General features: G+C 59.2%; 18 protein-coding genes. 14 read left to right on the top strand and 4 right to left on the bottom strand.

The annotated features are described in order from the left end of the window. Nucleotides 1–16 precede the first annotated feature (16 nt). The 3 genes from I1969_RS02465 (at nucleotide 17) to carB (ending at nucleotide 5,952) form a co-directional block, all read left to right on the top strand. Nucleotides 17–982 (top strand): hypothetical protein, encoded by a 966-nt coding sequence (locus I1969_RS02465; RefSeq protein WP_195232592.1) that lies wholly within the window; start codon nucleotides 17–19, stop codon nucleotides 980–982. Between the two features lie 208 nt (nucleotides 983–1,190). Further along, the gene (carA, locus tag I1969_RS02460) at nucleotides 1,191–2,636 is read left to right on the top strand and encodes a glutamine-hydrolyzing carbamoyl-phosphate synthase small subunit (RefSeq protein ID WP_195232589.1); all 1,446 of its coding nucleotides are present in this window, start codon (nucleotides 1,191–1,193) and stop codon (nucleotides 2,634–2,636) included. Nucleotide 2,637: 1 nt separating this feature from the next. Further along, entirely contained in the window at nucleotides 2,638–5,952 is a 3,315-nt protein-coding gene (gene carB, locus I1969_RS02455) for a carbamoyl-phosphate synthase large subunit (protein ID WP_195232580.1), read from the top strand. On the opposite strand, the gene I1969_RS11290 is transcribed toward carB, so the two are convergent. Further along, complete coding sequence (locus I1969_RS11290) at nucleotides 5,915–6,772, bottom strand: DMT family transporter (protein ID WP_195232572.1); 858 nt, start codon at nucleotides 6,770–6,772, stop codon at nucleotides 5,915–5,917. The genes carB and I1969_RS11290 overlap by 38 nt on opposite strands. Before the next feature lie 120 nt (nucleotides 6,773–6,892). Between I1969_RS11290 and I1969_RS02445 the strand changes: the two genes are divergently transcribed. Beyond that, nucleotides 6,893–8,035 (top strand): PDDEXK nuclease domain-containing protein, encoded by a 1,143-nt coding sequence (locus tag I1969_RS02445; protein WP_195232571.1) that lies wholly within the window; start codon nucleotides 6,893–6,895, stop codon nucleotides 8,033–8,035. Between the two features lie 218 nt (nucleotides 8,036–8,253). On the opposite strand, the gene I1969_RS02440 is transcribed toward I1969_RS02445, so the two are convergent. After that, nucleotides 8,254–8,598, bottom strand: a complete 345-nt coding sequence (locus tag I1969_RS02440) for a hypothetical protein (protein WP_157758013.1) — start codon at nucleotides 8,596–8,598, stop codon at nucleotides 8,254–8,256. Between the two features lie 251 nt (nucleotides 8,599–8,849). Between I1969_RS02440 and I1969_RS02435 the strand changes: the two genes are divergently transcribed. Continuing rightward, nucleotides 8,850–10,238: a glycoside hydrolase family 1 protein gene (locus I1969_RS02435; protein WP_195232563.1), complete on the top strand. Its 1,389-nt coding sequence runs from the start codon at nucleotides 8,850–8,852 to the stop codon at nucleotides 10,236–10,238. Nucleotides 10,239–10,258: 20 nt separating this feature from the next. On the opposite strand, the gene I1969_RS02430 is transcribed toward I1969_RS02435, so the two are convergent. After that, nucleotides 10,259–11,080, bottom strand: coding sequence for a MurR/RpiR family transcriptional regulator (locus I1969_RS02430; protein ID WP_195232561.1), 822 nt, complete (start codon nucleotides 11,078–11,080; stop codon nucleotides 10,259–10,261). 288 nt (nucleotides 11,081–11,368) lie between these two features. Between I1969_RS02430 and I1969_RS02425 the strand changes: the two genes are divergently transcribed. From I1969_RS02425 to I1969_RS02385, 9 genes are all read left to right on the top strand, one after another. Then, nucleotides 11,369–12,136: a ChbG/HpnK family deacetylase gene (locus I1969_RS02425; protein WP_099432427.1), complete on the top strand. Its 768-nt coding sequence runs from the start codon at nucleotides 11,369–11,371 to the stop codon at nucleotides 12,134–12,136. Between the two features lie 154 nt (nucleotides 12,137–12,290). Next, nucleotides 12,291–13,583, top strand: coding sequence for a PTS sugar transporter subunit IIC (locus tag I1969_RS02420; protein WP_195232559.1), 1,293 nt, complete (start codon nucleotides 12,291–12,293; stop codon nucleotides 13,581–13,583). Between the two features lie 48 nt (nucleotides 13,584–13,631). Further along, complete coding sequence (locus I1969_RS02415; RefSeq protein ID WP_089572594.1) at nucleotides 13,632–13,928, top strand: PTS sugar transporter subunit IIB; 297 nt, start codon at nucleotides 13,632–13,634, stop codon at nucleotides 13,926–13,928. A gap of 2 nt (nucleotides 13,929–13,930) precedes the next feature. Then, nucleotides 13,931–14,272 carry a PTS lactose/cellobiose transporter subunit IIA gene (locus I1969_RS02410; protein WP_089572593.1) on the top strand — a complete coding sequence of 114 codons (342 nt, stop codon included), beginning with the start codon at nucleotides 13,931–13,933 and terminating at the stop codon, nucleotides 14,270–14,272. 85 nt (nucleotides 14,273–14,357) lie between these two features. Further along, the gene (locus I1969_RS02405; protein ID WP_195232557.1) at nucleotides 14,358–15,845 is read left to right on the top strand and encodes a glycoside hydrolase family 1 protein; all 1,488 of its coding nucleotides are present in this window, start codon (nucleotides 14,358–14,360) and stop codon (nucleotides 15,843–15,845) included. Nucleotides 15,846–15,869: 24 nt separating this feature from the next. Then, nucleotides 15,870–16,778, top strand: coding sequence for an ROK family protein (locus I1969_RS02400; protein WP_089572591.1), 909 nt, complete (start codon nucleotides 15,870–15,872; stop codon nucleotides 16,776–16,778). Between the two features lie 613 nt (nucleotides 16,779–17,391). Further along, entirely contained in the window at nucleotides 17,392–17,856 is a 465-nt protein-coding gene (gene purE, locus I1969_RS02395) for a 5-(carboxyamino)imidazole ribonucleotide mutase (RefSeq protein WP_006235810.1), read from the top strand. Between the two features lie 35 nt (nucleotides 17,857–17,891). Then, nucleotides 17,892–18,890 (top strand): class B sortase, encoded by a 999-nt coding sequence (locus I1969_RS02390; protein ID WP_195232556.1) that lies wholly within the window; start codon nucleotides 17,892–17,894, stop codon nucleotides 18,888–18,890. Between the two features lie 64 nt (nucleotides 18,891–18,954). Further along, nucleotides 18,955–19,374 carry a molybdenum cofactor biosynthesis protein MoaE gene (locus I1969_RS02385; protein ID WP_229028210.1) on the top strand — a complete coding sequence of 140 codons (420 nt, stop codon included), beginning with the start codon at nucleotides 18,955–18,957 and terminating at the stop codon, nucleotides 19,372–19,374. 90 nt (nucleotides 19,375–19,464) lie between these two features. Here the strand turns inward: I1969_RS02385 and I1969_RS02380 are convergent, their stop codons facing one another. Continuing rightward, the gene (locus I1969_RS02380) at nucleotides 19,465–20,694 is read right to left on the bottom strand and encodes a putative ABC transporter permease (RefSeq protein WP_117564037.1); all 1,230 of its coding nucleotides are present in this window, start codon (nucleotides 20,692–20,694) and stop codon (nucleotides 19,465–19,467) included. Nucleotides 20,695–20,760 lie beyond the last annotated feature (66 nt).

Raw genomic sequence — 20,760 nt, 5'->3', positions numbered from 1 at the left:
ATATGACAGGAAGTTTATGGCTGACAAGAACCCTTTGACTCCGGAAGAAGTGACGGAGTTATTCTCCGAAATCGATGCATCCGGTGTCTTGGATCCCACGCTTGCCAAAAAGCGAACCGAGCGCATGCGTGAGAAGGAGGCTGCGGCCAAGCGCGGTGACAAAGCGGCGCTAGCGCAGCTGCGCAGCGAGGACCGCGCGAGCCAGGCAAAACATATCGACCCGCTGTCCGAGGACGATCCTTCGGGCTCGCAGGTGAGCCATACCATTACGAAGACCGCGATGGCCGTGGTCATCGGTATTTTGGTGCTGATCGTGGGCATGCAGATTGGCTACGGCGTGATGCGTCGTCTGAACACCGCCAACCTGTCCGAGAGCGTTTCGGTCGATACCGTTTCTACAGCACTCAAGGGTGGACTCGAGTGGGGCAACGGCTTTACGCAGTTCCCGCTCGACTTTACCGTCGATGAAGCCGATGAGCGTACGGGCACGGTCGAGGTGACGGTGTTGGACACATCGTCTGCCAACGAGCTCGAGCTGCTGTCCAACGGGCAGATTCAGGCCGCGGCGCTCGCGACCAACGCGCTGCTCAACGATAAGATCGACCGCGTGGTGTATAACGTTCACGCCTATATCGACGAGGATAGCAACATTCAGCACGATTCCTTCTTTGGCATGTTCCCCGCGCGCGGCCACCAGAGCGCCATTTTGACGTTCGTGTGGACCAAGAGCTCATCCAACGCCACGAGTATCGACTGGAAGATGCGCATCGTGAGTATGGATGACACCATCGCCGAGCGCATTCAGAAGCAGGTGAACTCGGTGTCGTCGTTGATTGAGGACCCGGTGGTGAGCCAGACCAAGATTGACGAGGAAAAGGTCGAACGTGACCTGGAGCATCGTCTGCATGGCCGCGAGATTTTCCGCGGCGGCAAGCCCGATCGCTCACCGTCCGATTTGCTGGAGCAGGACAAGAGAAAGTAAGACGTCATCATCCCGCGTGAGCCACAAGCCTCGCGGGATGATTTTTTTAATCCCCGTCCCAGAAAAATCATTATGCATAGAAAGTCATAATTATCATTTCGTAAACATTTCGATGAAATTAACGCCATGAGGCATGCTTGCGGTTACAATACCGCGAGGCCTAACTACACACCTTTAAGCCGGTCCTGTGAGACCGGGAAGGAGAATTATGGCGAACAACCATACCGCGGGCGCTGCCGCCCGCACCTTCGCGCCCAGCGAGCTTTGCCAGCGTATGCTGGCCAAAACCAGCAAGGGCACCTGTGGTCCCTGCATCCTGTATCTTGAGGATGGGACCATTTTTTATGGACGTGCATGCGGTGCCGAGGGCACCGCGACCGGCGAAGTCTGCTTCAACACCTCGCTCGAGGGTTACTTTGAGGTCATGACCGACCCGAGTTATGCCGGCCAAATCGTAACCATGACCTATCCGCAGATCGGCAACTACGGTATCGACGAGACCGACGTCCAGTCGGCCTTCCCCGGCGACGCCGTGCGCCCTGCGAGCGCTCCGGCTATGCGCGGCATGATCGTTCGCGACATGTGCACCACGCCTTCTAACTGGCGCTCGGCCGTCAGCGTGCCGGAGTATCTGCGCGCCCACGGCATCGTCGCTATCGAGGGCGTCGACACCCGCGCTCTGGTACGCCACCTGCGCGACAATGGTTCCAAGATGGGCATTATCTCGACCGAGATCTTCGACGTCGACGAGCTTGCCGAGCGTCTGGCCGCAGCGCCCACGCTGGTAGGCGAGAACCTGGTCAAGACCGTAAGTTGCCCCGTACCTCACGAGTTTGTGGCCGCCGACCTGCCTGCCACGCATGACTTTGCGCTTACGGCTGCCGCTCCTGCCCGTCACAAAGTGGTCGCCTACGACTGCGGTGTGAAGCGCGGCATTCTGGAGGGTCTGGTCCGCGCCGGCTGCGACCTTACCGTCGTGCCGTGGGATACGCCCGCCCAGCAGGTGCTCGACATGAATCCCGACGGTGTCTTTTTGTCCAATGGTCCCGGCGACCCCGACGCCGTGGTGGAGACCTACGAGCAGGTGCAGCAGCTGATCGGCAAGGTGCCGGTCTTTGGTATTTGTCTTGGTCACCAGATGATCAACCTGGCCTGCGGCGCTCAGATGGAAAAGCTTAAGTTCGGTCACCGCGGTGGCAACCAGCCGGTCATGAACCTGGTAAGCCGTCGCGTGGAGATTACCGCGCAAAACCATGGCTTTGGTCTGCTGTTCCCCAGCTTGGGCAAGCTTGTCCCCGAGCTTTCCGGCGGCGAGACCGAGCATGCGGCCGATGGGGATCTGCGCGTCTGGGTGCGCCGCGGCATCGCGCCAGTCGTGATGAACGAGCGCTTCGGCCGCATTCGCCTGACGCATGTGAACCTCAACGACGGCACCGCCGAGGGCATCCAGCTGCTCGACGCGCCGTGCTTCTCGGTGCAGTACCACCCCGAGGCCTCGCCCGGACCCACCGATGCCCACTATCTCTTTACTGCCTTTACGCGACTCATGGACGGCGAGGAGAACTACCTGGACATCGACACCGCGAAGGACCGCCTGCAGGGCTGGAACTTTGCCGACAATGGTTCCGCTGCGACCGAGACCGAGGAGAACTAACATGCCGAAACGTACTGACATCAAGCGTATCCTCGTCATTGGCTCGGGCCCCATTGTCATTGGCCAGGCCTGTGAGTTTGACTACTCCGGCGCCCAGGCCTGCAAGGTGCTCAAGGAGGATGGCTTTGAGGTCATCCTGGTCAACTCCAACCCGGCGACCATCATGACCGACCCGGGCTTGGCCGACCGCACCTATGTCGAGCCCATCACTGCCGAGTTTATCGAGCGCGTAATCAAGAAAGAGCGCCCGGACGCGCTGCTGCCCACGCTGGGCGGCCAGACCGGTCTGAACGCCGCCGTCGAACTGGCAAAGGACGGCACGCTCGACAAGTACGGCGTCGAGATGATCGGCTGCGACCTGGCCGCCATCGAGCGCGGCGAGGACCGCAAGCTCTTTAACGAGGCCATGGCCGAGATCGGCCTGGAGGTCGCGCGCTCGGGCTATGCCTACAGCGTGGCCGACGCCGAGGCCATCGCCGAGCGCGTGGGATATCCCTGCGTGCTGCGTCCGAGCTTTACCCTCGGCGGCGCCGGTGGTGGCATCGCGCATACTCACGAGGAGCTCGTCTCCATCGTGAGCCAGGGCCTGGAGCTCTCGCCTGCCCACGAGGTGCTGGTCGAGGAGTCCATCGAGGGCTGGAAAGAGTATGAGATGGAGGTCATGCGTGACCACGCCGGCAACGGCATCATCGTGTGCTCCATCGAGAACCTCGACCCCATGGGTGTGCATACCGGCGACTCCATCACCGTGGCGCCGGCGCAAACCCTCTCCGACCTTGAGTATCAGCGCATGCGTGTGGCCTCGCTCGCCATCTTGGAGAAGATCGGCGTCGAGACCGGTGGCTCCAACGTGCAGTTTGCCGTGAACCCCCAGACCGGCCGCCTGATCGTCATCGAGATGAACCCGCGCGTGAGCCGCTCGTCCGCCCTCGCTTCCAAGGCCACGGGTTTTCCCATCGCCAAGGCCGCCGCGCGTCTGGCTGTGGGCTACACGCTCGACGAGATCGTCAACGACATCACCAAGGCTACGCCCGCCTGCTTTGAGCCCACAATCGACTACTGTGTGGTCAAGGTGCCGCGCTTTGCCTTCGAGAAGTTCAAGGGAACCGACCCCACGCTCACCACGCGCATGAAGGCCGTGGGCGAGATCATGGCGATCGGCCGCACCTTTGAGGAGGCCTTTGGCAAGGCCATGCGCTCGCTGGAGGACGGTCACCAGGGTATCTGCGCCGGTGGCAAGGAGGGTGCCGATAAGCTGAGCGACGACGAGCTCGCTCAAGCCGTGGCCACGCCGACCGAGCACCGCATCTTCTTTGTGGTCGAGGCCCTGCGCCGTGGCTGGGACATCGCTCGCATCCATGCCACCTGCGGCATCGACCCGTGGTACCTCAACCGCATCAACGACATGGTGCAGGTCCAGGAGAGCATCCGCGGCCTGCGTGTGGAGGATATCGACGCCGACGCGATGCGCCTGCTCAAGCAGTACGGCACGAGCGACGCCGAGATCGCCGCGCTGACCGGCTCGGACGAGCGCTTTGTGCGCGCCTATCGCAAGGGTCTGGGCGTGGTTCCCAGCATGAAGACGGTCGATACCTGCGCTGCGGAGTTCTCGAGCGCCACGGAGTACCACTACAAGACGTACGAGAACATCTACCGCACGAGTCCGGATGCCAAGAAGTGCGTGGCTCCCGACGAGACCACGCCGGCGGACAAGCCCAAGGCGATGATCCTGGGCGCCGGCCCCAACCGTATTGGCCAGGGCATCGAGTTCGATTACTGCTGCGTGCATGCGAGCTATGCGCTGGCGGCCCGCGGCTTCGAGACCATCATGGTCAACTGCAACCCCGAGACCGTTTCGACCGACTACGACACGTCCGACCGCCTGTACTTTGAGCCGCTCACCTACGAGGACGTCATGGACGTTATCGACGTTGAGCGCCCCGATGGCGTCGTGGTGACGCTTGGCGGCCAGACCCCGCTTAAGCTGGCGCGCATGCTCGAGGAGAGCGGCGTGAACATCATGGGCACCAAGCCCGATGCCATCGACTTTGCCGAGGACCGCGAGCGCTTCGCCGCTCTGCTCGACAAGCTGGGCATCATGTACCCGCCGGCGGGCCAGGCCACCTCGTTTGAGGAGGCCGAGGCCGTTGCCGCGCACATCGGCTACCCGCTGCTGGTGCGTCCGAGCTACGTGCTGGGCGGCCGCGGCATGATGATCGCCTACGATGCCGAGCATCTGCGCGATTACATGGCCGAGGCTGCGCGCATTAGCCCCGACTACCCGGTGTATCTGGACCGCTTCTTGGAGGGCGCGATCGAGTCCGATGTCGACGCCCTGTGCGATGGCGAAGAGGTCTACATCGGCGGCATTCTGGAGCATATCGAGGAGGCCGGTATTCACTCCGGCGACTCTGCGACCTGCATCCCGCCGTTCAGCTTTAGCGAGAGCCTGCAGGCAAAGCTTCGCGAGACCACGCGCCGCATCGCGATGGCGCTGGGCGTACGCGGCCTGGTCAACGTGCAGTACGCCATCAAGGGCGAGACCGTTTACGTGATCGAGGCCAACCCGCGTGCCAGCCGCACCGTGCCGTTTATCTCCAAGGCCACCGGCGTGCCGCTGGCCAAGTGCGCGGCGCGTATCATGGCGGGCGATTCCATCGCAAGCCTGGGCCTGCCGAGCGACGAGCGTCAGCTGGACTGGTTCTGCATGAAGGAAGCCGTTATGCCCTGGGGCCGTTTCCCGGGAGCCGACGTTATCCTGGGGCCCGAGATGAAGTCGACGGGCGAGGTCATGGGTATCGCCAAGAGCTATCCCGAGGCATACGCCAAGACGCAACTGGCGATTGACTACAAGCTGCCCGACCCGAGCGCCGGCAAGGTGTTCATCAGCGTGTGCGACCGTGACAAGCGTCATATCCTTTCGGTCGCCCGTATCCTGCGCTACCTGGGCTTTGATATCTGCTCCACCGAGGGCACGGCGCGCGTGCTGCGTGGAGGCAACGTGACGTGCGAGGTCGTGGAAAAGATTAGCGGCCCGCACGACGGCGAGCGGCCCAACATCGGTGACCTCATCGCCGATGGCAAGATTGCGGTAATCATCAATACGCCGTACGGCCCGGGCTCGCGTGGCGATGGCTACCTGCTACGCACCGAGGCCGTCCGTCGTGGCGTGACCTGCGTGACGGCGATGTCTGCGGCCAACACGTACGTGAGTGCCATCGAGGCCGTGCGCGAGGACGAGCAGGGTCACGGCAGCGCCAACGACATGGGCATGGACGTCATCGCCCTGCAGGACCTGCCGCAGTACACGGTGTAGTTGACCTGGTCGGCCGGGGTGGGAGCCGGACACTTTCTCTCGGAAACTGGGCTTCGCGAAGTTTTCCGAGAGAAAGGACCGCCTCCCGCCCCGGCCTGCGGTGACTCGGTTGCACCGTGTACTGCCGAAGGGGCTTTGCGCGATGACTAGGGCTGATAAACTGGTAGCCGCTGAGCGCCACGGGGTCCTCGCGCTGGGAGTAGGTGTGGATGAGGGCAGACGAGACAGCGTAGGAGACAGCGGCAATAAGGATGAAGCCCTCGCCTGTGAGCGTGACGGCGCCGCCGCTATCGCCACCGGTGAGGTTGACGATAACGACTCCGACAAAACCTATAGCGCAGCCGAGGACTTTGCGCGCAGTGAGCCGTTCTTGCCGGAACACGAGCGCTGCCATCAACACGCAGAGAAACGTGTTCATAGCGTTGACGATTGAGCCGCGCACACCCGAAGCGTTTGAAACGCCGATATAAAAGAAGGCGTACTGCACGATAGTTTGGGCAAGCGAGAGTCTGATAACGAGTGGCCATCCCGTGCGTGAGACGCGAGGCAAGCGACGTCTTGTTATGACTGCAGCGGCAAGTGCGATAGCGCCGGCAAGCATAAAGCGCACGCCAGCGAAGAGAAACTCCGATGGTACGTCGCCGTTTTGGATGCCGAGAAGCTCGTAGCCGATCTTGATGCAGGGGATCGCACTGCCCCAGAGCGCGCAGCAGATGAGGGCGAGCGCAGCTACGCACCATGTGCGCGTGAGAGGGTGGCGCGCGGAGTCGGCGTAAACATCGCAAGAGCTGGCGTCGAGTGCGGATGAGGGTTTGGACATACATCTCCCAAACGAGGCGAAGCAGAAAACGCCTCTATGGTACGCGCAATTTTGTGTCCGCACGCGTTGATAGCATAGAACGCGTCATGGAACACAAGTTCGTAAGAAGAGGAGAACGCCATGATGTCAGAGATTACGGGCTATCGTGAGGAAGTTCAGACCATCAAGACGGCGATATTGCGTGCGCAGTATGCTGCGGCGAAGAGCGCCAACGCTCAGCAGCTGCAGCTCTATTTCGCCGTGGGAGGCTACGTCTCCGCCAACACGCGCAATGGCACGTGGGGAACCAACGCGCTCAAAACCATCAGCGAACAATTGCGGAAGGAGCTGCCAGGACTCAGGGGCTTCTCCACAACAAGTCTCAAATATATGCGAATCTTCTTTGAAGCTTGGTCTGCTCCGGGCGATGAACAGGCGTTTCTCGATTCGTCACTCGTGAGTGACGAATCTTCAGACGGTGGCCTTCTGCAAATTCGCCACTTGCAAGTGCCGAATTCAAACACATGTTCTCTCGATGATTTTTTAGCGATTGGGTTTACCCATTATCGGTATATCCTTGCAGGTGCTAAGACCCTTGACGAGCGGCTCTTCTACATTCACAAGTGCGCATTTGAGCACTTAAGTGTGGAGGCGCTCAAACGCTCGCTGAAGGCGGACGACTTTCATCATCAAGGAGAGGTCTCCAACAACTTCCTCTCAACGCTGCCAAAGGGTCAGCAGGCGCTGCGCGCTATCGCCACGTTCAAGGACGAGTATCTGCTCGACTTTATCAATGTTGAGGAACTCGGGGTGCGCGATGCGGAGGATGTCGACGAGCGCGTGTTAGAGCAAGGCATCGTGCAGAATATCAAGCAGTTCATCATGACGTTCGGTCGAGCCTTCGCGTTTGTGGGAAACCAGTACCATCTCGACGCCTTTGGCATCGATCAGTACATCGACCTCCTGTTCTTCAACCGCGACCTCAACTGTTTAGTTGCAGTCGAGCTCAAGAGCGGCCCCTTCAAGCCGGCCTATCTCGGCCAGCTCTCTGGCTATCTACGCATCCTGGACGACTTTGAGCGTCGCGAGCACGAGAATCCCTCCATAGGCCTTGTGCTTTGCAAAGACATGGACAAGGGATTTGTTGACTATGTGATCCAAGACTTCACAAAACCCATGGGTGTGGCCACCTATAAGACGTCGAAGGATATGCCACGAGAGTTGCTCGATGCTCTGCCGCCCATCGATGACTTACGGATGTTGCTGGAGAGGTCTGATGGGTAGCGGTAGGAATTGTTCGGTGTTAGAAGCTTATTTCGCTTATGGCCTTGAGCTTTGCCGATGAGCATGGGGTGGGGAACGTATCAAGGCAGAGTTTGTCATGCAATGAGTATGACAAACTCTGCCTGGAGGAGAGGATACTTCCATGGCAATTGTCCACCGCAATGCTCTCAAGCATGGTTTGTCTGAGAGGGAGGTTCTAGATAATGACTGAGTACAAACTAGCTGATGGATCGGTCCTGACAGACGAAGATATCGAGCGCGAGAGCGTAGAGTTTGAGCAAGAGACTTGGACGGGTCGTCTTGAGCGCATCCATGTCAGGCCTGGCGTTGTTGCTGATGAGCCGCTTGTTGCAGTTACCGTGCGCTTTCCGGCATCCATGGTGGTGGCAATCGACCGAAAGACGGGGGATCGATCCGATTTTATTCGGCGGGCCGTTTTCCCTGCGCTGTAGTAACGTTGCGTCTCCTAAATCGACCTTGGTTTCGTCGAGGAGGTAGATCTTGAGGATGAGGTGTCCTGCTTCGGTGAACCCGTTCTCGAAGACGGGCAGCACGCGCGACACGGACTACCGCGACCTCCTGACCTTCCGCGACGGGGAGTAGCGGCTTGGCGGTGTGCGGCGCCGGCACGTGACGGTGGCGGGCATGAGGCTTGGCCTTCGCGACGGCATGTTCTTTAGAGTTTGCGGTGCATGATGGCACGGCCGTTTTCAAATCGTGAAACATTGCCCGGGAATGAGTAACAGGCTTTGGTTCGTACATCCGTTATAACGGGAGTTGCAAGAAGTGACATCCGTGACGAGAGGTTGAACTCATGACTCAGCACCGGTTTCCCGAAGGTTTCCTCTGGGGTGCTTCCACCAGCGCTTTTCAGGTTGAGGGTGGGTATGATGAAGGAGGCAAAGGTCCGGCAACCACCGATCGCGGCCCGGGGCGTCCCGGCATCGCCGATAACAAGATCGCCTCGGACCACTATCATCACTGGCGTGAGGATGTCGACCTCATGGCCGAGCTCGGCATCAAGGTCTACCGGATGGGTTTCGCTTGGAGCCGCATCATGCCCGATGCCTCGGGGGATCCCAATCCTGAGGGCTTGGCGTTTTATGACCAGCTGATTGACTACCTGCTGGAGCGAGGGATCGAGCCCTTGGTCACCCTGTATCACTTCGAATGTCCGAGTGCGTTGGTCGAGGCCTTCGGCGGCTGGAAGAGCCGTAAGATGATCGACTTCTATGTGCGCTATGCCGAAATCTGCTTCACGCACTTCAGGGGGCGCGTCAAGCGCTGGGTTACCGTGAATGAACAGCTAATTGCGACCTCCGCGCCCAGCAACACGGGTGACACCGAAACCGATCCGCGCCAACGGCAGAAGAACGCCTACCAGATGAGCTATCATGTCGCTCTTGCCGAGCATCGCGCCATCGCGTGCCTGCGACAGATCGACCCCGATGCGCAGATCGGCCCCGTTGTCGCCATGCAGGTGGTCAACCCGCGGACGAGCGCTTCGGCGGATGTGCTTGCGGCCATGAACGCCGAGGAGATGATGCAGAACTACCTGCTCGACCTGAGTGTGCGCGGCGACATCTCGCCTTATGCGCGCTATTACCTGGAGCGCGAAGGTTTCTACCCTGTTGTTGAGTGCGGGGACCACGACATCCTGGTCGCGACGAGGCCCGATTTTCTTGGGGTGAACTACTATTTCAGCAATTGTGCGCATGAGCGCACGGAGCCCATCCGCTTCGACCGGTTCCCTCCGTGGTCGGGCGGGGATTTCGAACTCTGCGATAACCCTGCGATCGCGCCGACCGAGTGGATGTCGAACGGCATCGACCCCCTTGGGCTTCGCGTGGGCATGCGCAAGCTCTACGATCGCTACCAGCTTCCGATGATCGTCACGGAGAACGGCATGGCGCTTTCCGAGTCACTTGACGAGGAGAACAGGGTGCATGATGCCGTGCGCATCGAATACCTTTCACGACATTTGGGCGAGGTCGAGGAGCTCATTCGCGAAGGCTATCCCGTCTTCGGCTACTGCGTTTGGAGCCTCATGGATCTATGCTCAAGTCATCAGGGGTTCACTAAGCGCTACGGCCTTCTGTATGTCGATCGCACGGAAACCGATGCGAAGCAATGCGCTCGTTTCAGGAAGGACAGCTTCTTCTGGTATCAGGACGTGATTAGAGAAAACGGCTTGCCCTGCTGAGCGTCGGTGGTCCGACGAGATTACTCGCCAGTACCGGAATCGGCTCCATAACGCCTCAGGTATTCCATGACTATCAAGTCGATGGCGGCAAGCGCACCGAACTTGCCCGTGTCGATGTTGTTGGTCACTCCGCAGCTCAGTATGCAGGAGGCATGGTTCCAGTAGGCGCTTGAGGTGTTTTGTGTGATGGCGAGAAGACGACAGCCGGAGGCGGCGAGTGCGTTGACGATTTCTGGATAACGAATGGGGTATGTTCCCCCTATGCTGCAAATGATGGCGAGGCTGGATTTGGTGAGCGATTGCGCGCAGGCGAGCTGCGATGAATAATCGAGGTAAAGCTCGATGGGGCGGTTCATGATGGTGAGCCTGCTTTGGAAGTAGCGGCCCACGTCCCAGAGGAAGTGGTGGGAGAAGAACGCGACATGCCCGCTGTCGTGCAAATCATCGACAATGGCGGGCAGTTTCGCGATGTTTGCCGCCGAGATGGTCGTTTCGATATTGAGCAGGATCGCCTCCCGGTAGGATGCCAGAGCGCCTTCCGTGTCGTTTGACAGCTGTTCTACAAAGGCATGTGGAAACAACCCGGTTTTGAGGACGTCATGTTCAAGCTGGTTGCGCAGGTCCTTGAAATCAGCGAAACCCATAAACCGGCAGAATCGCGACACTGAAGCCTTCGAGACGAAGCACATGTCGGCGATTTCTCCAATCGAGAGCTCGCGCAGCTTGCTGTAGTTTTTCACCAGCGTGGTCGCTATCTCGTAGTTGGTGTCGTGCTGCATTGCGGTGTCGATGTAGTCAAGCAACCGTTCGGCAACCGATCCCATCGAGATGGATTTTTCCATGATGGCTGTCCCCTTTATGCTCAGTGGCCCGAATAAGAGGGCCTCATTTGACCAAACTATAGCTCAAACATGCCGGTATTCCTGCGGAGTTTCACGTTATGAAACTCGCGTAGCCATCTCGCAACCTTGTGGCACAGCATGTAACCGATTTTGGATATAGCCGGCGTCATACTTAATGCAAGAAGAGACGACGAAGCTTGCCGCCCCGCCGGAACACGGCATCGGCTCTACACAGGGCATCGCTTCGTTGCTTTGCCGCTCGACGAGATATCGGTTGAGGAGGATCGGATGAAGCGGTTATTGCTGCGCGCCGACGATTTAGGTTACAGCGACGGTGTTAATTGCGGGATAGCGGCCGCGGTCCAAGCGGGGCTCATTCGCTCGGTGGGCGTCATGACCAACATGCCGCTTGCAGAAAGCGGTTTGGCGCGCCTGCAAATCAAGGATCTCTGCTTGGGTCAGCACACCAATATCTGCACGGGTAGGCCCCTCAGCGATTCCTCGCTCATCTCGAGCATCGTTGACGATGATGGCAATTTCAAGCGGAGCTCAGCATATCGCGCCGCCGCGCGGGCTGGGGAGGACTTCGTGGTGCTTGACGAGGTCATTATCGAAATCGAGGCGCAGTATCGGCGATTCCTTGAGCTCGTCGGGCGTGAGCCCGATTACTTCGAGGGACATGCGGTCGCAAGCCCCATGTTCTTCCGCGGCCTTGAGATCGTTGCCGAGCGTCACGGCCTGCCCTATTTCGCGATGGGTGCTCCGGGCGAGCCAGTCACCTTTCGCTCGACGCCGGTGCTTTCCTATGTTCCCAAGGATTTCTCGTCATATGAAGCGGATCCCTTTGCGGCGCTTCGAGAGGCGCTTGAAACGACACCGGAAGGGATATGCCGTCTCATGGTGTTTCACCCAGGTTATATCGACGCGTACTTGCGAGATAACTCGACCATGCTCGAGGCCCGCATCCGGGAAGCCGCGATGCTTGTCGACCCTGATGTCGCCGCATGGCTTGCAGAGCAGGACGTGGGGCTCGTGACGTACGCGGACCTGACGTAAGCGTCCGCTGGGGCAATCTCGCCAATTCACGCTGAATGGCGTACTGCCTGAAGCACGTCGTTGTGATTTTGAAGAGAGGTGGATGCGCTATCTAGAGGGGAAGATGCCGCACGCGGGCATCGATAGAGTTCACTGCAAAGATTGGAGCTGAAACATGGCGGTATTCGACAAGATCCAAAACATAATGGACAAGACAATCGCACCTGTGGCAAGCAAGGTTGCTGACAGCAAGATGCTCGACGCCCTCATGGGCGGCATGATGTGCACGCTGCCCATGACCCTTGGCGTCTCGGTTATCGCGATTCTCATCAACTTCCCCATTCCGGGGTTCTCCGATTGGGTGGTTTCGAGCGGTCTCATGGCGACCGGCAACTCCATCCTCACCGTTACCATGAACATGATGGGTATATACATCTCCTTCTTCATCGGTTTGAGGTGGGGTAAGGTATGCGGCCTTAGCGGTTATACCGGTGGCATCGTGAGCGGCGCGGTGTTTTTGGCATTCATGCCGCAGCAATCGTTCGAGGATATTCCCATGGCGAGTTTCATCAACACGTCGTACATGGGATCGAACGGCATCTTCGTCGCCATTCTGCTTGGCCTGATCGTGCCGAAGGTGACAGCCATTTTGATGAGCAAGCTTGAAATCAAGCTCCCCGATATGGTTCCGCCCATGGTTGCAGACTCGCTGTCGCCGATGTTTGCCGCCATCGTGCTATTCACTGCGGTGTGGTTCGCCAAGTGGGGTCTTTCTTTCACCCCGTGGGGCAACCTGTTCGATATGATCAACACCTTGATCGGCACGCCGGTCACGATGGTCGGTGCCTCTCCTTTGGCCTATATCATCGTGTGCTCGCTGCAGTCGATCTTCTGGTTCTTCGGTGTTCACCCCAACGTGATGCTCAACTTCTACGCTCCGGTAATCATGGCTTGCAGCGCTGCTAACACCGAGGCCATCATCGCGGGCGAGGCACTGCCCTATGGCGCTTGGGCCGTCGTCGCGCTCGGCACCGCCATCGGTGGCCAGGCTAACGCCCTGGGCATCAGCATCTCGCTGCTCTTCACCAAGTCCGAGCGCTTCAAGGCGATTCGCGGCATCGCGCTTGTTCCGTCGCTTTTCAATATCTCCGAGCCGCTCATGTTCGGTCTGCCGGTCGTGCTGAATCCCACGTACTTCATCCCGTTCGCGCTGAACATCCCGGTCTGCGCCATCGTGGTCCAGGCGCTTTACGCCCTCGGTCTTGGGGCTGCGTTCAATCCCACGATTCAGCTTCCCTGGGTGCTTCCCCAGCCGGTCATCGCATTCATGCAGGGCGGCATCGGGTGCCTGGTGATCTCGGTTGCGGTTTTGGCGGTGTCGGTGCTCATGTATACCCCCTTCACCCTTATGGCTGATCGCCAGGCGTTGCGAGAGGAGCAGGCCGCTCTCGAGGAATCGGCCGCATAGGGATTATCATATTCACACCATCATTTTCCATGAGGTTGGGAGCGTAGGATGAAACATATCGTACTTATGTGCGCTGCGGGCGCTTCGACGAGCATGCTGGTACAGCGCATGCAACAGGCGGCTGAAAAAGACGGTTTCGTGTGCACCATCGAGGCGCACCCTGTCAACCAAGCGGCGGAATATGCGGATAGCGACGTTATCCTGCTGGGACCGCAGGTTCGCTTTGAACTCAACAAGGTTAAGAATCAAGTGAACTGTCCGGTGGAGCCGATTGATATGACAGCGTATGGGACAATGAACGGCGAGGCCGTGCTCAAACAGGCTCGAAAATTGCTGGGGGCATAGCCATGTCAGAGATCAAACAAGAAGCGATCGATCAGTTTGAAATGACGTGCTTCTCTATCGTCGCTCAGGTGGGGAGCGCGCGCAGCTGCTACCTCGAAGCGATAACCTGTGCCGAGAATGGTGATTTTGAGGCCGCCCGGAAACTTATCGACGAGGGCAACGTGGTGTTCAACGCAGGCCACGACGCTCACATGAAACTGCTTCAGCAAGAGGCCAGCGGCGAGGAGCTGCCGTTTCGCATCATCTTGCTGCATGCGGAGGATCAGCTCATGAGCGCTGAGGGCTTCCGTATCCTTGCCGAGCGCTTCATCACGGTCTATCAACGCATGGGTGCAAGCGCCTAACTGATTATCTGACGGGAAGCCGGGACTGCCATGCAGCCCGTCTTCCCGTTTCATGAAGATGTTTTCACGATCGAGGAGGTACCCAATGGCATTTCCGGAAGGTTTCCTGTGGGGTGGCGCCACCGCCGCCAACCAGTATGAGGGCGGCTGGGAAGAGGGCGGCAAAGGACCGAACACCTCGGACGCCATGACCAGCGGTAGCCATACGGTGTCACGGCAGATAACGTGGCGTAATACCGCGACAGGGGAAACCGGCGCGCTTCCCGTGTATGCGGTTTGCGAGGAGGGACTTCCTGAAGGGCTGGAGGTGGCGGTGGTTGATGGCTACTACTATCCCAGCCACACGGCCACCGACTTCTACCACCACTACGCCGAGGACATCGCCCTCATGGGCGAGATGGGCTTCAAGTGCTTCCGCCTGTCCATGAACTGGGCGCGCATCTTCCCCACGGGCGAGGAGGCTGAGCCCAACACCGAGGGTCTAGCGTTCTACGACGCCGTGTTTGACGAGTGCGCTAAGTACGGCATCGAACCGCTCGTGACGCTCTCGCACTACGAGACCCCGCTCGCGCTCGTGAACAAGTACGGCGGTTGGAAGAGCCGCGAGCTCATCGACCTGTTCGTGCGCTACGCCACCTGCGTCATGAAGCACTATCAGGGCAAGGTGAAGTACTGGCTCACCTTCAACGAGATCAACATGATGAGCATGGGGAGCTTCATGGCGGGCGGGCTTACGGATGGGAGCCCCCATGCGAAGGCCCAGGCGGCGCACAACCAGTTCGTGGCGTCTGCCCTTACGGTTCGGTCGGCGCACCAAATCTCCCCTAAGATCATGGTGGGTATGATGCTCGCGTACAACCCCATCTACTCCTATTCCGCCGACCCCGCCGATCATCTGCTCGCCATGGAACGCGAGCGTGACGCGCTGTGGTATGCCGACGTGCAGGTGGGCGGCCACTATCCCGCCTATCGCTTGAGGGAGATGGAGCGCGCGGGCATCAAGCTGGAAATGGGCGAGAACGACCTCGAGCTTCTCGCAACCTATCCGGCAGATTTCCTGTCGTTCTCGTGCTACGGAGGCTCGACGGTATCGTTGCGCCAGAAGGAGCTCGAGGTCGCGTCCGGCAATCTCGCTTTCGGCATGGTGAAAAACCCCTACCTCGAGACCAACGCCTGGGGCTGGGCGACCGATCCGTACTGCCTGCGCATCGCCTTGAACGAGCTCTACGACCGCTATCACAAGCCGCTTTGGATCGTGGAGAACGGTATCGGCTGGAGCGACGAGGTGAAGGCCGACGGCTCCATCCATGACGGCTACCGCATCGACTACCTGCGCAAGAACATCCAGAGCATGGAGGATGCCGTGGAACTCGACGGCGTGGACCTCATGGGCTACACCATGTGGGGCTGCATCGACCTGGTCAGCGCCGGCACGGGCGAGATGCGCAAGCGCTACGGCTTCGTCTACGTCGACCGCGACGACGAGGGCAAGGGCACGCTCGCGCGCAGCCGCAAGGACAGCTTCTATTGGTACAAGAAGGTCATCGAGAGCAACGGCGAGGACCTGGACTAACCCTATGGGACAGGGGATAAGATTATGGACTGCTATTTCGGTATAGATGCGGGCGGCACTCAGGTGAAATGGGCGGTGGTGAACGCCGACTACCACATTGAGGAGCACGGAAGTATCCCAACATGCACCTCGCCCGCCGACCAGGTTATCGAAACGTTCCGCTCGGTGATCGAGCCCCATCGCGCCCGGGTGAGGGGTGTGGGAATAAGTATGCCCGGAGTCTTTTCCGAAGGCGATTCCGATGGCGTGGTTGGGGGAGGCGGCGCCCTTCACTGTTTGGACGGATATCCGCTCGGTCGCATCTTGCGCGAGAGCACGGGGCTTCCCGTAACCATCGAGAACGATGCGATGTGCGCGGCACTGGGAGAATATGCCGTCGGCGCGCTGAAGGGGGTCTCCCTGGGGTTGATGGTGGTGATCGGTACGGGTCTCGGCGGTGCCATCGTTGTTGACGGTCACATCTTGCGAGGCGCGCACAATCTCGCCGGCACCGTGTGCTTTGTGAGCAACGATGTGCGCAAGCCCGTGACCTTTGGGTCGGTGTACGGTGATGTCACCAGCTGGCGGGCGCTCCGAGACCAGGTGTGTGCGGCGAAGGGGATTGATCCGACCGATGATATCGACGGATATCGGATTTTCTCTTGGATTGAAGAGGGGGATGAGGACGCTCGTCGCGGTCTGGATGCATACGCGTTGGTCTTCGACAACATGCTGATGGGGTTGCAGTCGGTCATCGACCCTGAGGTCATCGTGGTCGGCGGCGGAATCAGCGCCCGTCCCGAGCTGTTTGAGGCATTTGAGCGCATGATGGATCAGGCTCACGTTCTTCCCATCATACCGAGGCCCTGCATCAAGCCAGCACAGAACGGCAACGATGCCAATTTGCTTGGCGCTGTGCGCACGCTGCGCCGCTCGCTTGGCGAGTGCGATTGATTGGCGGCTGGTGGCCCGACTCGCGGCCTCCTGTCCTAAAAAAAGAGCATGGGCTCCTTCGTTCATTCGAACGAAGGAGCCCACGTTTTGTAAGGGGCCTCCTGGCGAATTTTCATTCGCCAGGAGGCCTTTTGCTGTTGATCGAGAATGTCGCTGGACAGTTAGTTCAGATACGTATTTTTCAGAGGGTGTGTAAAGGCCGACCTGAGCCCGATTGGGCTGAATTTGACTTTCTGAACCGGTGGAGACGCTCATATAAGGGGGAGAAAGGTTGTCATGGGGCTCAAAGTGACTTCAAACCACTCTATTAGCGCCAAGAAGCACGGCCAAAAAATACGTATCTGAACTAACTGTCCACAACCCTCCGCAAACCTTTCATTCCAACCCAAATCAGCCAACGTACGTCATAGCAATCCCCGGTAGGTCGAGGGGTGCTTTGCGGGCGGGACAGGCTTTATCTGAACGACTTTGCAAAGCAACCGGAGTGAAGATAAAGCCTGGCCCGCCCGCAAAGCACCACGCAGACCGCAGGGACGGGAGCAGCTATACTACTCTCAGTAGTTAAGGGTCGCGGATTCGCCGCGTCACCGCTCTCAACAGGAGGTCTTTGTTTATGGCAGATCAAAAGCCGGTTGTCGGGATCATCATGGGCTCCAAGTCCGATCTGGGTGTTATGGAAGGCTGCACCGCCGAGCTCGAGGCGCTGGGTGTGCCCTATGAGCTTGTCATTGCGAGCGCACACCGCACACCGGCGAAGGTCCACGAGTGGGCCTCGACTGCCGCCGATCGCGGTATCAAAGTGATTATCGCCGCCGCCGGCAAGGCTGCTCACCTGGGCGGTGTCGTGGCTGCCTTTACGCCGCTGCCGGTTATCGGTGTGCCTATGAAGACGAGTGACTTGGGCGGTATGGATTCGCTGCTGTCGATGGTGCAGATGCCTTCGGGCGTGCCCGTGGCCTGCGTTGCCATCAACGGCGCCAAGAACGCCGCCATCTATGCCACGCAGATTCTGGGCGCTTGCGACCCCGAATACCGTAAGGTTATCGAGAAGATGAAGCAGGAGATGGCCGACGCCTAGGCGTTCTGCCGTTTCGCCGCAGTATAAGGAGAGCCATGTCCGACTATCAGGGAAAACGATTCAAGGCTTCTCAGATCCCCGATCCATCGAAGCCGGGTGCTGCCCATGCGGCACAGCAGGGTCGGACATCCTCTCCTCAGCAGCCGCGCGCGCTGCGCCCCGTGACACCGGCGACGCATCGTCGACAGGACGCGCCAGCCGCATATCGACCTTCATCTTATAGCAACGCTAAGAAGCCGCCCCGGTCTTCATCGCATGCCGCGCCGTCGGATTACACCGAGCCGCCGCGCAAAAAGCGTCGCTCCATTATTCCCATTCTGCTCATCATCATCGGTATCGGCCTGATTGTCGCCGCCGCCGCTATTTTTATTAATGCCCAGATTGGCTATAAGCAGGCGAGCGATTCGTATCAGAAAATCGAGAAGCAATATGTAAGCGATAAGGACGCCAGCGGCGTGCCGATTATCGACTTTGATGCGCTTGCTCAGACGAACCCCGAGATTGTGGGTTGGATTTACGTGCCGGGAACCAACATCAACTATCCCGTGGTGCAGACCAACAACAACTCCAAATACCTCAACACGCTGTTCGACGGAACGGCTAACGCGTCCGGTGCCATTTTCCTGGATAGCGATGACACCGCGCCGGGAATGGTCGACCAGCAGACCACGATCTACGGCCACCATATGAACGATGGGTCGATGTTCAACGTGATTTCGGACACCACTGATCAGGCGACGTTCGATAGCATTGAATATGTGTACTACATCACGCGCGATGCGACGTATAAGCTGCGTCCGCTGGCGACCAAGGTGGTCGAGGACACGTATGCCAAGGCGCGCACGACCAATTTTGAGGGCGACGACGGACTCAAGAACTACCTGTCCGAGATGCTCGACGGCGCTTCTGCCGTGGCGAGTGATGCCACCGATCGTGCCGCTTCGGCAACTAAGGTTGTAACGCTCGTGACCTGTCGTTCGCTGTCGCTGAGCAACACACGCGCCGTCATGGTGCTCACGCCGGTCGAGGAATAAGTTGTTCGAGAGTAGCTAAAAAGGCCCCGTCCCAAATTGGCTACTCGACGACGGTAAGGGAGAAATGATGCTCGAGAGTGGCAAATTGATGCCTTCGATTGATGCTTGGCTGCGCGAGGCCAAGGCCGATGCTTCGGCGGCAGGCTGTGGGATGTATCTGACGCATAACGGTGTGGTGCGCGCGACGCCCAAGGCCGAGGTGCGCGGAGTCGAGACCGATGGCGTGGCGCCAGGCCACAGGGTGGGCGGCATGGTCTTTGACTACGACGCCGAAAAGGTACGGTCTGCTATCGAGGCCACGCGCGCGATGCCGGGTATCGGCTATGTGCGCGTGTGGCTGGCAAGCGGCGGGCTTGCCGTAGGTGACGACATCATGCTCGTGCTTATCGGCGGGGACATTCGCCCACACGTGGTCGATGCGCTGCAGGCGCTCGTTGGCACCATCAAGAACGAATGCGTGAGTGAGGTCGAGCGCGAGGCGTAGAGGCTTGCGTCGATAGAAGGATCGTTTATAAAAATGCCCACCGGTACGTGTGATACCGGCGGGCATTTTGCGTTTTTGGCGCGGTTGGCGCTACACGCGCGTCGCATCCTTGGGGCTCATGGTCATGCTCTGGAAGCGGTTTTCCATGTATTCGTTATCGAAGTGCTCTCCGTAGAACTGTGCGACGGGAATGTCCGGCTCCGTGCCGTTAACGCGCTGGTACCAGTAGTCGAGCGACTGCAGTGTCATGACGCCGTCGACCAGCATGATAACGGTAAAGATGACGGTGGCCGAGTAGCGGCTCTTCCAGGGGATCTTGTTGATAAGCTTAAGCAGCCTCGGCAGCAGCAGCTTGATCCAGATGAGGCCGCCCAGGCCCCACAGGCAGGCGAAGCCCGTGCAGGTGCGTCCGCCCGTGAGGACCACGAGCGGATCGGGCAAACCGAACAGCGTTATGTGCGAGTAGCTCCACGAGACCACGCCAAACGCGGTCTGCATAAACCAGCCCACGAACACCTCAAAGCTGGCGCCGAGTAGGGCGCTCACCAGGAAAATGATGATGGGGTTCTTTTTGTAGAAGCGGTTAAGCACCATGGTCATGAGCACGGCGCCAAATCCGTAGATGGGGCTGAAGGGGCCAAACAGCATGCCGGCGCGGTTCTGATAGACGCCCGGGTCGTCGACCGTCATGTGCCAGATGTCCTCGGCGATCAGGCCGAGTATGCAGCAGACAAAGAACACCCAGAACAGGTTGAAGTAGTTGAGCTTGATGTAGCCCTCGCCGGTTTCATCGCGGCCGAGCATGCCCTCTGCCGCGGCGTCGCGGTCGAGCATCTCCTGCAGGCGGCGCTGCAGTTCGCGCTCCTGGCGCAGCGTGGGGTCGACGGTTGCCGAAAGTGCAACGAGGATGCCGAGCTGGATCGCGGGACGCAGCAGGAAGGGCCCGATGCCCTGGAGCATCACGTCGACCAAAAGCTCGACGACGGTGAATGCAATAAGGATGTAGGACAGGCGGGCGGCGTTGCGGCGCTGGTTTTTGATAAGGTCCAGGCCAAAGATGATTAGGATGACGGCACTTGCCGCAGAGAGCATGATGCCGGCGACGATAAGGCCGACTGCGACGAGCGTGTTGTCGCCGAGCTTTTCGGTGGCGTTGCCGTTAACAAGTGCCGTGATGACCTGCCACATAAAGGCAGCGACCGACGGGAGCGTGCCCACGCCGGAAAGGATGCACAGGACGGCGTACACCTTAATGATGAGGGGGATCTTCTTGACCTCCGTGGCGCTGGGGACGCTGGGGTCGAGTTCGTTTCGATCCATACAGAACCTTTCTCGCTTTGTTGTAGGTTATAAGGATACGCCGCCGACCTGCCAAAAGACAGGACG

Origin of the sequence: Collinsella aerofaciens, assembly GCF_015548375.1 — a bacterium.
Classification (GTDB): domain Bacteria; phylum Actinomycetota; class Coriobacteriia; order Coriobacteriales; family Coriobacteriaceae; genus Collinsella; species Collinsella aerofaciens_AB.
This window is presented reverse-complemented; position numbering and strand designations above follow the sequence as displayed.

What these genes read in the sequence shown, in the direction of transcription:
- I1969_RS02465 (WP_195232592.1), top strand. Translation starts at nt 17, where the DNA reads ATGGCTGACAAGAACCCTTTGACTCCGGAAGAAGTGACGGAGTTATTC.
- carA (WP_195232589.1), top strand. Translation starts at nt 1,191, where the DNA reads ATGGCGAACAACCATACCGCGGGCGCTGCCGCCCGCACCTTCGCGCCC.
- carB (WP_195232580.1), top strand. Translation starts at nt 2,638, where the DNA reads ATGCCGAAACGTACTGACATCAAGCGTATCCTCGTCATTGGCTCGGGC.
- I1969_RS11290 (WP_195232572.1), bottom strand. Translation starts at nt 6,772, where the DNA reads ATGTCCAAACCCTCATCCGCACTCGACGCCAGCTCTTGCGATGTTTAC.
- I1969_RS02445 (WP_195232571.1), top strand. Translation starts at nt 6,893, where the DNA reads ATGATGTCAGAGATTACGGGCTATCGTGAGGAAGTTCAGACCATCAAG.
- I1969_RS02435 (WP_195232563.1), top strand. Translation starts at nt 8,850, where the DNA reads ATGACTCAGCACCGGTTTCCCGAAGGTTTCCTCTGGGGTGCTTCCACC.
- I1969_RS02430 (WP_195232561.1), bottom strand. Translation starts at nt 11,080, where the DNA reads ATGGAAAAATCCATCTCGATGGGATCGGTTGCCGAACGGTTGCTTGAC.
- I1969_RS02425 (WP_099432427.1), top strand. Translation starts at nt 11,369, where the DNA reads ATGAAGCGGTTATTGCTGCGCGCCGACGATTTAGGTTACAGCGACGGT.
- I1969_RS02420 (WP_195232559.1), top strand. Translation starts at nt 12,291, where the DNA reads ATGGCGGTATTCGACAAGATCCAAAACATAATGGACAAGACAATCGCA.
- I1969_RS02415 (WP_089572594.1), top strand. Translation starts at nt 13,632, where the DNA reads ATGAAACATATCGTACTTATGTGCGCTGCGGGCGCTTCGACGAGCATG.
- I1969_RS02410 (WP_089572593.1), top strand. Translation starts at nt 13,931, where the DNA reads ATGTCAGAGATCAAACAAGAAGCGATCGATCAGTTTGAAATGACGTGC.
- I1969_RS02405 (WP_195232557.1), top strand. Translation starts at nt 14,358, where the DNA reads ATGGCATTTCCGGAAGGTTTCCTGTGGGGTGGCGCCACCGCCGCCAAC.
- I1969_RS02400 (WP_089572591.1), top strand. Translation starts at nt 15,870, where the DNA reads ATGGACTGCTATTTCGGTATAGATGCGGGCGGCACTCAGGTGAAATGG.
- purE (WP_006235810.1), top strand. Translation starts at nt 17,392, where the DNA reads ATGGCAGATCAAAAGCCGGTTGTCGGGATCATCATGGGCTCCAAGTCC.
- I1969_RS02390 (WP_195232556.1), top strand. Translation starts at nt 17,892, where the DNA reads ATGTCCGACTATCAGGGAAAACGATTCAAGGCTTCTCAGATCCCCGAT.
- I1969_RS02385 (WP_229028210.1), top strand. Translation starts at nt 18,955, where the DNA reads ATGATGCTCGAGAGTGGCAAATTGATGCCTTCGATTGATGCTTGGCTG.
- I1969_RS02380 (WP_117564037.1), bottom strand. Translation starts at nt 20,694, where the DNA reads ATGGATCGAAACGAACTCGACCCCAGCGTCCCCAGCGCCACGGAGGTC.